General features: G+C 38.1%; 13 protein-coding genes. 11 read left to right on the top strand and 2 right to left on the bottom strand.

All coding sequences use genetic code 11. The annotated features are described in order from the left end of the window. The first annotated feature begins 23 nt into the window (after positions 1–23). The 9 genes from CXF89_RS19770 to CXF89_RS19730 all read left to right on the top strand — a co-directional run bounded on the left by CXF89_RS19770 (position 24) and on the right by CXF89_RS19730 (position 8,942). Positions 24–1,103, top strand: a complete 1,080-nt coding sequence (locus CXF89_RS19770; RefSeq protein ID WP_024589891.1) for a pilus assembly protein PilM — start codon at positions 24–26, stop codon at positions 1,101–1,103. Then, positions 1,091–1,663: a PilN domain-containing protein gene (locus CXF89_RS19765; RefSeq protein WP_121955551.1), complete on the top strand. Its 573-nt coding sequence runs from the start codon at positions 1,091–1,093 to the stop codon at positions 1,661–1,663. Before CXF89_RS19770 ends, CXF89_RS19765 begins: the two co-directional genes overlap by 13 nt. Further along, a complete protein-coding gene (locus CXF89_RS19760; RefSeq protein ID WP_121955550.1) occupies positions 1,653–2,258 on the top strand; it encodes a type IV pilus inner membrane component PilO in 606 nt (201 codons plus the stop codon). The genes CXF89_RS19765 and CXF89_RS19760 overlap by 11 nt, the downstream gene beginning before the upstream one ends. Continuing rightward, entirely contained in the window at positions 2,255–2,794 is a 540-nt protein-coding gene (locus tag CXF89_RS19755; RefSeq protein ID WP_007586272.1) for a pilus assembly protein PilP, read from the top strand. Before CXF89_RS19760 ends, CXF89_RS19755 begins: the two co-directional genes overlap by 4 nt. Then, positions 2,781–4,886, top strand: coding sequence for a type IV pilus secretin PilQ (locus CXF89_RS19750; protein ID WP_101217493.1), 2,106 nt, complete (start codon positions 2,781–2,783; stop codon positions 4,884–4,886). Before CXF89_RS19755 ends, CXF89_RS19750 begins: the two co-directional genes overlap by 14 nt. A 184-nt stretch (positions 4,887–5,070) precedes the next feature. Then, entirely contained in the window at positions 5,071–5,589 is a 519-nt protein-coding gene (gene aroK / locus CXF89_RS19745; protein WP_004589350.1) for a shikimate kinase AroK, read from the top strand. 27 nt (positions 5,590–5,616) lie between these two features. Next, the gene (gene aroB, locus CXF89_RS19740) at positions 5,617–6,687 is read left to right on the top strand and encodes a 3-dehydroquinate synthase (protein ID WP_010553793.1); all 1,071 of its coding nucleotides are present in this window, start codon (positions 5,617–5,619) and stop codon (positions 6,685–6,687) included. Next, entirely contained in the window at positions 6,688–8,031 is a 1,344-nt protein-coding gene (locus tag CXF89_RS19735; RefSeq protein ID WP_024594435.1) for an AAA family ATPase, read from the top strand. Positions 8,032–8,084: 53 nt separating this feature from the next. Continuing rightward, positions 8,085–8,942, top strand: coding sequence for a Dam family site-specific DNA-(adenine-N6)-methyltransferase (locus CXF89_RS19730; protein ID WP_024589888.1), 858 nt, complete (start codon positions 8,085–8,087; stop codon positions 8,940–8,942). Here CXF89_RS19730 and CXF89_RS19725 read toward each other — a convergent pair. Together CXF89_RS19725 and CXF89_RS19720 are read right to left on the bottom strand one after the other, a co-directional pair. Further along, entirely contained in the window at positions 8,899–9,084 is a 186-nt protein-coding gene (locus CXF89_RS19725; RefSeq protein ID WP_121955549.1) for a DUF2970 domain-containing protein, read from the bottom strand. The genes CXF89_RS19730 and CXF89_RS19725 overlap by 44 nt on opposite strands. A 3-nt stretch (positions 9,085–9,087) precedes the next feature. Then, positions 9,088–9,390 (bottom strand): hypothetical protein, encoded by a 303-nt coding sequence (locus tag CXF89_RS19720; RefSeq protein ID WP_007586287.1) that lies wholly within the window; start codon positions 9,388–9,390, stop codon positions 9,088–9,090. A 161-nt stretch (positions 9,391–9,551) separates the two neighbouring features. On the opposite strand from CXF89_RS19720, the gene rpe reads away from it, so the two are divergent. Both rpe and CXF89_RS19710 read left to right on the top strand, forming a co-directional pair. Further along, entirely contained in the window at positions 9,552–10,235 is a 684-nt protein-coding gene (gene rpe, locus CXF89_RS19715) for a ribulose-phosphate 3-epimerase (protein ID WP_121955548.1), read from the top strand. Then, on the top strand, positions 10,235–10,794 hold a 560-nt coding region (locus tag CXF89_RS19710; protein WP_121955547.1), incomplete at its 3' end, for an HAD-IA family hydrolase. The genes rpe and CXF89_RS19710, both read left to right, overlap by 1 nt.

The raw sequence follows: 10,794 nt of genomic DNA, 5'->3' as shown, positions 1-10,794 counted from the left end.
TAAAACAAAGGCCAAGTTGAAACATGCTAAGTCAACTATTTCAAAAACCGTCCCAAATGATGGTAGGAATTGATATTGGATCACACTCTATTAAGGCTGTGCTTTTACGTGAAATTGAAACTGGATTTCGACTCGAAGCACTTGCAATTGAGCCGATGCCAAAAGGTGCAATGAGTGAGCGCACAATTCAAGATATTGAAGCGATTGGTAACGTAATTACAAAATTAAGAAAAAAATTACCAAAGTCGTTAAAATCTGCAGCAGTGGCTGTTTCTGGCCAAACAGTCATTACAAAAGTGATCTTCATGGATGTATCGTTAACTGATGCTGAACTTGAGTCGCAAATTGAAATTGAAGCCGATAGTTTAATTCCATATCCTCTTGATGAAGTGAGCCTCGACTTTGAGAAGCTTTCGACGAATGAGGCCGATCCTAGTAAAATGAATGTTTTGCTTTCAGCTGCTCGTACTGAGAGTGTAGAAGCGCGTGTTGGCGCTTTAGAAGCTGCAAATTTAGAAGCTAAAATAGTTGATGTAGAAAGCTATGCATTAAGTCGTGCAATGGATGTGTATTACCAACAATTACCTAGCGACGCATTTAATAAATGTGTGGCTGTGGTTGATATTGGTGCGGTTTTAATGCTCGTGAGCGTTGTTCAAGCTGGGGAAACAATTTATACACGAGACCAAGTTTTTGGTGGCGACCAATATACAAATAGTATTGTTGCTTATTATAATAAAGGATTTGATGAAGCTGAAATTGGTAAAACATCAGGTGATTTACCGCCAAACTACACCTTTGAAGTATTAGCCCCTTTTCAAACCTCGTTACTTCAACAGGTGCGACGCGCGGTGCAAATGTTTTTAACAACCAGTGGCAAAGAGCAAATCGACTATATTGTATTAACGGGTGGTACATCGATGATTAAAGGTATTGACCGATTACTCATTGAAGAACTAGGTATTCACTCTGTCGTTGCTGAGCCTTTTGAAAATATGGAAATTTCTCCAAAAGTAGATCGTAATGTAATGCAGCGTCACAAAACGCAGTTTGCAATTGCGACAGGGTTGGCATTAAGGAGCTTTTCAACATGCCACATATAAATCTACTTCCTTGGCGTGAATCGCAGCGCGAAGAATCGAAAAAGAAATTTGTAACTATACTTATTGGTGTCGTCATACTTTGTTTTGCGAGTATGTACTTATTAAGCTCTTTTTATAGTGCATTAAAAGACGGTCAAAACTTAAAGAATAACTATTTAAGCTCAGAAATTAGCATGCTAGATAAAAAAATAAGTGAAATTAGAAGTTTAGATAAAAGAAAAGAAAACTTACAACAGCGTATGAGGCTCATTGAAGAATTACAAAGCAGCCGTAATTTGGGTACGCAAATAATGGATGAAGTTGCCAAAATAGTGCCGGGTGGGGTCTATTTAACAAAACTCGAGCGCAGAGGCAGCCAAATACATGTATTGGGACGCAGTGAGTCTAATAACCGTTTATCAACAATGCTGCGCCAAGTACAAAGCTCATATTTACTAGAGAATCCTTCAATGCAAGGCATTGTTGCAGGCGATCAATCTTCGCGTTTACTTAGTGATTTTAATATGGAATTTTATGTAAAACCATTTGATAAAATTGGTGAGGTTAGCGATGCGCCTTGATTTTAAAGCACTGAGTGAAATTGATTGGAATGAAATAGAGCTCGATAACATTGGCGATTGGCCTATTGCAGTTAAAGCAATTTGCTGTACGTTTGTTGCCGGACTTGTATTGTTTTTTAGTTATAGCCTGTTAGTTTCTGATGAAATTGATAGTTACCACAGTGCAGTTGCGAAAGAGGTCGAGTTACGCACAACTTATCGTACTAAATACGCAGTCGCTAGTAGAATAGATGTTTATCGTCAACAAATGATTGAAATGGAAGGTAAGTTTTCACAATTATTAAAACGTTTACCTACCTCTAACGAAACCCCTGGTTTACTTGATGATTTGTCGTATGTTGGTACAACAAGTGGTTTGACTTTTTTAAAAATAGGTTGGTTACCAGAAGTCGAGAAAGAATTTTATACTGAATTACCGATTAAAATAGAAGTGATAGGGACCTACCATGAATTTGGAGAGTTTGTGGGTAAAGTAGCTCAGTTACCACGAATTGTAAGCTTACATGACTTTTCTATTTTATCATCGGGCGATAAACAGTTAACATTTAGTGTTGTTGCAAAAACATATCGTTATGAAGAAGGAGTTAAAAAATGAAGCTCCTTCGCGTAGTACCTGTAGTAATGGTGTTTGTTTTGAGTGGTTGTAATGATGATACGTCTGAGCAAAAAGAATTTATTGATCAGGTAAAAGCAAGCACAACACCAAAGGTTGAATCAATTCCTGAGCTGACAAAGTTTGAAATATTTGAGTACAGTGCTGGTCAGCTACGTAGCCCGTTTGTAGCGCCTCAGCCTGAGATAATCCAAAATAAATTAACGCAAGTAAAAAACTGTTTGCACCCAGATCAAGAGCGTCGCCGCGAACCGTTAGAAAAATACCCGCTAGATAACTTAGCAATGAAAGGCACAATTGGTTCTAGTGGACAAATATGGGCATTAATAACAGCAGCTGACGCTACTTTGCATCGTGTAACGGTAGGGAATTACCTTGGTAGTTATGATGGCAAGGTAAAAACAGTAAGTAACGACTATATAGAGTTAGTGGAATTAATCCCTGATGGGTCTGGCTGTTGGAAAGAGCGCTTGACTAAATTAGAAATGTTAGAGGCGGCAACAGATGGCGCAAATTAATAATAAAAAAGGTAAAAATAGCATGCATAAGGATGTACTTTGGCTTCATCGTATTTCACGAACATTACTGGCTGCTGTTGCTTTAGTCACTGTAAATTCAGCCGTTGCAGGGCCGTTACTTTATGATGTTCGTTATAATCCATTACTTAAAGGCGAAACTGAGTTACAGCTTGTTTTTGATGAAGAGTTAACGCTTGAGCCAAAAGTTCAGGTGTTTAATAGCCCAGCCCGAATCGAAATGTTTTTTGATACCGCAGAGTTAGAGGTTGGTTTAAATGATGTTGAAGTTAATCAAGCTGGAATTAGCAGCGTTACTAATGTTTTAACTAACAGTGGTTTAAAGGTAACGGTAAACTTAGATAGATTAAAAATTTATGAAACTGAAGTTCATAACAACTTAGTATCAATACGCGTGTCTGATAATCCTCTTACAGAATCTGAAAATGAAGATGTAGCGATGGACTCAGGTGATGTAAGTGGAAATTACATCAACCGTATCCAATCAATTGATTTTAGACGTGGTGAAAAGGGCGAAGCGAAAGTACTCGTATTTTTACAAGACACTCAAGCTGCAATTGAAGTCCATGAAAGTGGCGGTAAAATTTACGCTGACTTTCATCACACCGATATTTTAGATGACCTACTTTATGAATTAGATGTATTAGATTTTGGTACTGTTGTAAGTAATATCGAGACTTTTAAAGAAGACGGATTAAGTCGTGTCGTTATTGAGCCAAACGCCCAGTTTACATTTACGTACCAGCAAATAGATAATATTTTAACGCTGACGGTAGAAAAAGATGAAACGCAAAACGCCTATTTAGATGGTGGCGTTGAGTATCAAGGTCGCCCTATGACCTTAAATTTTCAAGATATCTCTGTGCGAGCAGCACTACAAATTATTGCGGGTTATAACGATTTTAACTTAGTAACCAGTGATTCAGTGACAGGTAATATAACACTGCGCTTAGATGGCGTACCGTGGGATCAAGCGCTTGACGTAGTATTGCGTATTAAAGGGCTAGACAAACGCATGGATGGCTCTATTTTAATGGTAGCGCCTGCAGAGGAGCTTGCGGCACGTGAAGCTAAAGATTTAAAAGCTAAACAGCAAGTTGAAGATTTAGAACCACTCTATAGTGAATACATTCGATTAAACTATGCTAAAGCCGAAAATTTTGCTGACTTATTAAAAACAGATAGGAACAGTATTATAACTGCCCGCGGTAGTGTATCGGTTGATCAGCGTACAAATACTTTATTGGTAAAAGATACTGTAAAGAGTATAGAAAACATTCGCCGGATGATAGAAACACTCGATATTCCGGTACAGCAGGTTGTAATCGAATCTCGAATGGTAACTGTGCGCGATAACGTTACTGAAGACTTAGGCGTACGCTGGGGGTTTAGTGATCAAGGTAGTAGTGTTGGTATTTCTGGCTCCCTTGAAGGCGCAGAAGGTATTTATAACGCGACATCAACTTCAAATGCGCCAAGTATTTCAGATCGATTAAATGTAAATTTACCAATTTCTAATCCTGCGGCCAGTATTGGTTTGCACATAGCAAAGTTGGCTAACGGTACATTAATTGATTTAGAGCTAAGTGCTCTTGAAGAAGAGAATAAAGGCGAAATTATTGCTAGTCCGCGTATCATAGCGGCTAATCAGCAAAAAGCGCGAATAGAGCAAGGTACTGAAATCCCTTACACTGAGTCAGCTTCAAGTGGTGCTACTACTGTAAGCTTTAAAAAAGCGGTACTAAGCTTAGAAGTAACACCTCATATCACACCTGATAATAAAGTAATTCTAGACTTAATTATTACTCAAGACACACGTGGTGACACTGTACAAACTGGAACAGGTGAAGCAGTGTCTATTGATACCCAAGAGATTCAAACTCAAGTGTTAGTTGAGAATGGACAAACCGTAGTACTCGGTGGTATTTTCCAGCAGCAGATCATTAATACTACGAGTAAAGTGCCAATTTTAGGTGACATTCCTTACGTAGGAAGACTATTTAAAACCACAAGTGAGTTTAATGAAAAGCGTGAATTACTTATTTTTGTGACACCAAAAATACAAATTGATTAAAATACAGTGGTTTTATGTTAACCAACGGGTGATTATTTAGATTAATTGCTCGTTATATGGCTTTTTATGCTAATTGACTTGAAATACCCCCGCAATTACTGAGATAATCCCCTCCTTAATTTTGGGGCCAGGTCGTTAGGCGGGGTTTTATTTCAAATTTTAGAGTTTGTTTGTACTAAAAGATATGGCTGAGAAACGTAATATATTTCTAGTTGGCCCCATGGGGGCTGGCAAAAGCACGATTGGTCGTCACATCGCTGACCAATTACACCTTGAATTTGTTGATTCTGATCAAGAAATCGAACGCCGCACAGGTGCAGATATTGCATGGGTATTCGATCTTGAAGGTGAAGAAGGCTTTAGACTTCGAGAAGAGTCTGTTATTGGCGATTTAACCGAGATGCAAGGTATTGTACTTGCTACCGGTGGTGGTTCAGTAATGAGCAAAGAAGTTCGAAACAAGCTTTCGGCTCGAGGTATCGTTGTATACCTAGAGACACCTATAGAGAAGCAAGTTGCACGCACGCAACGCGACAAGCGTCGCCCATTACTGCAAACTGAAGAAGCACCTCGTAACGTACTAGAGCGCTTAGCAGAAGAACGCGAGCCACTATACAAAGAAGTTGCTGATTTTGTTGTACGTACCGATGAGCAAAGCGCTAAAGTTGTTGCTAACCAAATCATCGAGAAATTAGATTTTTAAAAACCAATAATAAAGGAATAGCCAAGCATGCTTAAATTAACTGTTAATTTGGACGAGCGAAGTTATCCTATTTATATTGGGCAATCTGCACTTCAAGATAATGGCCGCCTGGTTCACCACATTGGTGATTGTCGGCCTATCATCATTACTAATGACACAATAGCGCCTTTATATTTGCAAAGGTTACTTGATTCATTAGCTGATCTAAATCCGCTATCTTTTATTATTCCTGACGGTGAGCAATATAAATCACTGGAATGGTTTGAAAAAATATCAGCATTTTTACTACAAAATAACTGTGGCCGAGATACGTGTTTAATTGCGTTAGGTGGCGGTGTTGTAGGTGACCTAACTGGTTTTGTAGCGGCTTGTTATCAGCGCGGCGTACCGTTTATTCAAATACCAACGACAGTGCTTTCACAGGTTGATTCATCGGTAGGTGGAAAAACGGCAGTAAATCATCCGTTAGGTAAAAATATGATAGGGGCATTTTATCAGCCTCAAGCGGTTTTTATTGATACGCAAACATTACACACTCTACCTGCACGAGAGTTTGCAGCAGGTATGGCTGAGGTAATTAAGTATGGTCTGATTTACGATACCGAATTATTTGCCTATTTAGAGCGAAATGTGACTAATTTACAGCAACTAGATGAAGCATGCTTACAGCATATCATTTTTAGATGTTGTGAAATAAAAGCGCTTATAGTTGCTCAAGATGAAAAAGAACATGGCTTACGAGCTTTGTTAAACTTAGGCCATACATTTGCCCATGCAATTGAGGCACAGATGGGTTATGGCGTTTGGTTACACGGCGAAGCTGTTGCAACAGGAATGGTATTAGCAGCTAAACTTGCCAAGACACGCCAAGATTTAAGCGCAGATGAAGTTGATCGAATTATTAAGCTGCTTGAGCTATATAATTTACCAACAGAAATTCCAAAGCAAATGACTAGCGAGCAGTTTTTAACGCATATGCGTAAAGACAAAAAGAATAAAAAAGGCACTATCCGCTTTATTCTACCTACCCAATTTGGCCAGTGTGCATTAGTTGATAATGTATCTGATGATCAAGTTAGAGACTTAATCGAGCAGTAAATGCAGTCACAAATTTTACCAAGCCGTGCGGCTTTGGTGGATAGAATCGCACTGCAATTTGAGTACGGGCAAAATTTAATTGTTTTACTTGGCACTTCTGGGCTAGGTAAAAGTTATATGCTCGAAACCTTCATTACAGATAAATACAACGACTTTAATAAAGCCTTCGTGCAAGTAAGTGCACAAATGACTGATGCTCAGCTAATGAGTGAGTTATTAGAGCAAAGCTTTAACTCTCCCCTGATTGATCATAACTTAAGTTTACCTGAAAACTATTACCAATTACTGCAGCAGCAACCATGCGGGCCATGTTTATGGGTACTTGATGGCGGTAGGCAATTATCTGATGAGATGTTAATTGAGCTTGAGTTACTTTCTAAAAATAGCCCAAATACGCTATATATTATAATAGCTTCACAGTCTAAACTGGCTTTAAATAACGCTGTTGAAATTTATCTGGAGCCGCTAACGCTTCGAGAAAGCAAGATGTTATTGCAGTGGTACTTTACAGACTTACCCTATGATGAAGACCCTGTATTTAGTACTTTTTTAGCTGAGGCTCATGGTAATCCCAGCTTATTGCTTGCTTGGCAACCTAGTGAGCACATAGCCGATATTATTGTTAAAGACAAAGTGTCTTGGCGATTACACTTATTGATTTTGATGTTGCTGATTATGCTTTTAATTATTGGTCTGCTTTATAAGTCGGATATGACGCAGTGGTGGCAACAGTATTATCAGCAAGAAGAAACACAAGTAGTAAATACAGCAATATCTATAGAGCAAGTAAGTGAGCCGGCTATAAAGAAAAATGACTCAATAATTAACTTAAATGAACTTGAAGTAGTTGAGCCAGATATTAAGGCAGAGCGTGTACACATTAATGATGTGCCTGCCATAATGCAAAGCCTTACCGAACCTGGCAACACAGTTAACGTATTAGACAATGATGTTGATGATAGTACTAATAATAAAAGCAGTGTATCAAGTGACGTTAAATCTGAAGCTCTAAAAGTAAATACAGCAGAGCAAACTCAGATCAGCCAAGATAATATATGGTACATGCAGCAAATAGATACAAATAGTGTTATTCAATTATTAGCCGTAACTCAGCAGGAAGTTAGCGATAATTTTATTGCTCAATTCAATCTACAGCAGCAAACTCATACTTACCAAACAAAGCGAAATAATAAAATATGGTGGGTTGTTACATTTGGCAGTTTTGAAAGTATAAACGAAGCAAAATCAGCAATGGATACTTTATCTGCTGAGGTTAGAAAAAATAAACCTTTCTATAAAAAAATTAGTAAAATAAAGCAAGAAATAGCACTCGTTGATCAGTAAAACACACTGCTTTAGTGTAAAATCGCGCAACACCAGATTGAAGTAAAGAGCCAATGCAGCAAAAGAGTAGAGCCTTCCTTAAATGGGCCGGCGGAAAATACAGCCTAGTTGAAAATATTAATGCGCGATTAAACCAAGCTAGCAAGCATGCTGATACGTTGGTTGAACCTTTTGTTGGTGCAGGCTCTGTGTTTTTAAATAGTGACTTTAAACACTATATTCTCAACGATATAAATGCAGACTTAATTAACTTATACAAAGAGCTGAAAAGCTCTCCAGATGAGCTGATTAGTGACGCTAAAAAGTTATTTGTAGATTTGAATAATCACGCAGATGCTTATTACGAATATCGTGTGCAGTTTAATCAAAGTCGTGATGTATATGAACGTTCAATATTGTTTTTATACATGAACCGCCATGGTTACAACGGACTCTGTAGGTATAATTTAAAAGGTATTTTTAATGTGCCTTTTGGTAAATATAAAAAGCCTTACTTTCCTGAAAAAGAAATGTATTTTTTTGCTGAAAAAGCACAAAAAGCAACCTTTACCTGTTTAGATTACGATGACGTTTTTAAGTTAGTGCCTAACAATGCAGTTATTTATTGCGACCCACCTTATGTACCATTAAGTAAAACCGCTTCTTTTACGTCTTACGCTAAAGGGGGGTTTAATTTAGATGATCAGGCTAATTTGGCTAATCTGGCTGAGAAGGCTGCCTTTGAAAATGATACACCAGTGCTTATCTCTAATCACGATACCGTATGGACTCGAAAAATTTATAGCCAAGCATCACTTGACCAAATTCAAGTAAAGCGCACTATTAGCCCCAAAGGTGGCTCTAGAAATAAAGTTGACGAGTTGATGGCTATGTATTTAGCACCCAAGCAACCACTGCGTAAATTGCGATAACAAAAGTAATAAATAGAACAACCGCAATTAGGATGATAGAGACAGGAGAGTGTTGTTTAAAATCGACTTGGCGTTTATTTTCAGATTGAACACCAAAAAATGCTGCTAGCACACTTTGCAACGCACTAAAAAATTGCAGCATTATTTAAAATAAAGGTTTTAAAGATGGAGTGTTTTTAGAATCATCAGAGCTAGTAAGTAGCTCTAGTAAATCGAGGTAATGAAACTGAGCACTACGGCTATCGCCAGTTAACCACGAAAACCACGATGACTCTTCTTCAGCTTTAATACACGTGATTGTAGTTAATGTGTTTTGAGCACTTACCACTTGTGTATTATGACAATTACCCACTGAGCTTAATTCTTGCTCAGAGCTTGAATCAAAGCTAAACGCCCCGATAAGCAGTAATGCCGACGCAATTAATATCCCAGTTTTAAAAGCACGCATGATGAAATCCAATAATTTGTTACTTTTTTAATCATAGCAAATATTGATTAAATATCAAACTTAAAGTTACCTGAAATAGGGGCTATTACGCCATATTACTTGGGTAACATCTTCAATTAAGTTACATTAACGCAATACACTATTTATTGATGGAGTTAATCATGTTTAACCCAGAGCAAAAATATTTAATAGCCCCTTCTATCTTGTCTGCTGATTTTGCAAAACTAGGCGAAGATGTTGATAAAGTACTCGAAGCGGGCGCTGACGTGGTTCACTTTGATGTAATGGATAATCACTATGTACCTAATCTCACAATTGGTCCTATGGTGTGTAAAGCACTCAGAGATTACGGCATTACAGCACCTATCGACGTACATTTAATGGTTAAGCCTGTAGATAGTCTTATTCCATTGTTTGCAGAGGCTGGCGCATCAATTATTACTTTTCATCCAGAAGCCAGTGAGCACGTCGATCGTACAATACAGTTAATAAAAGATCGCGGCTGTAAAGCAGGCTTAGTGTTTAACCCTGCTACAAGCTTAAGTTATTTAGATCATGTTATTGATAAGCTAGATACCATTTTACTTATGTCGGTTAACCCAGGTTTTGGCGGGCAAAGCTTTATCCCTCATACGCTTGAAAAATTACGCCAAGCTAAGCAACGCATTATTGAATCGGGTCGAGATATTCGCTTAGAGGTTGATGGTGGCATTAAAGTCGATAACATTGCAGCAGCAGCACAAGCGGGTGCTGATATGTTTGTTGCAGGCTCAGCTATTTTTAACCAACCAGATTACAAAGTTGTGATTGATCAAATGCGTGAGCAGCTTGGAAGTGTTAAGTAATGAAATACGATATAGCCTTATTTGATTTAGATGGTACCTTAGTTGATAGCGTTTACGACTTGTATATTGCTATTAACCTAACCTTGAGTGATCTCGCTTTTCCTATTGTTAGCCAACGCTTGGTCGAAAGCTGGGTCGGTAATGGGGTTGAAGTCCTCGTTAAACGCGCTTTGAGTGGTGATATGCAAGTGAGTGAGCATCTAGATGAGTCACTTAGTAGTAAAGCAATATTACAGTTTTATAAGCACTATGAACAACAAGTTGGTGAGTATAGTGTTTTGTACCAACATGTAGAAACCGGGCTTGCAGCACTTCGTGGTATGTCTAAAGCACTAATCACTAATAAGTCTCGAGTATTTACAGAAAAACTACTTGATAAACTGGCACTAACGAGTCATTTTGATGTGATTGTATGCGGTGACGATATGGCAAAAAAACCATCGCCAGAGCCATTGCTATTTGCCTGCAAAAAACTAAATGCAGAGCCTAATAAAGCAATAATGATAGGGGATTCTAAAAACGATATACTTGCAGCTAAAGCCGCTAATATAGACGTAAT

This window comes from Pseudoalteromonas sp. MelDa3, from assembly GCF_002863625.1.
Lineage (GTDB): Bacteria > Pseudomonadota > Gammaproteobacteria > Enterobacterales > Alteromonadaceae > Pseudoalteromonas > Pseudoalteromonas arctica.
This window is presented reverse-complemented; position numbering and strand designations above follow the sequence as displayed.

Excerpts from the sequence above, each read along its gene's own strand:
- CXF89_RS19760 (WP_121955550.1), top strand. The coding sequence starts at position 1,653 with ATGCGCCTTGATTTTAAAGCACTGAGTGAAATTGATTGGAATGAAATA.
- rpe (WP_121955548.1), top strand. The coding sequence starts at position 9,552 with ATGTTTAACCCAGAGCAAAAATATTTAATAGCCCCTTCTATCTTGTCT.
- CXF89_RS19755 (WP_007586272.1), top strand. The coding sequence starts at position 2,255 with ATGAAGCTCCTTCGCGTAGTACCTGTAGTAATGGTGTTTGTTTTGAGT.
- aroK (WP_004589350.1), top strand. The coding sequence starts at position 5,071 with ATGGCTGAGAAACGTAATATATTTCTAGTTGGCCCCATGGGGGCTGGC.
- CXF89_RS19770 (WP_024589891.1), top strand. The coding sequence starts at position 24 with ATGCTAAGTCAACTATTTCAAAAACCGTCCCAAATGATGGTAGGAATT.
- aroB (WP_010553793.1), top strand. The coding sequence starts at position 5,617 with ATGCTTAAATTAACTGTTAATTTGGACGAGCGAAGTTATCCTATTTAT.
- CXF89_RS19730 (WP_024589888.1), top strand. The coding sequence starts at position 8,085 with ATGCAGCAAAAGAGTAGAGCCTTCCTTAAATGGGCCGGCGGAAAATAC.
- CXF89_RS19750 (WP_101217493.1), top strand. The coding sequence starts at position 2,781 with ATGGCGCAAATTAATAATAAAAAAGGTAAAAATAGCATGCATAAGGAT.
- CXF89_RS19725 (WP_121955549.1), bottom strand. The coding sequence starts at position 9,084 with ATGCTGCAATTTTTTAGTGCGTTGCAAAGTGTGCTAGCAGCATTTTTT.
- CXF89_RS19765 (WP_121955551.1), top strand. The coding sequence starts at position 1,091 with ATGCCACATATAAATCTACTTCCTTGGCGTGAATCGCAGCGCGAAGAA.
- CXF89_RS19735 (WP_024594435.1), top strand. The coding sequence starts at position 6,688 with ATGCAGTCACAAATTTTACCAAGCCGTGCGGCTTTGGTGGATAGAATC.
- CXF89_RS19720 (WP_007586287.1), bottom strand. The coding sequence starts at position 9,390 with ATGCGTGCTTTTAAAACTGGGATATTAATTGCGTCGGCATTACTGCTT.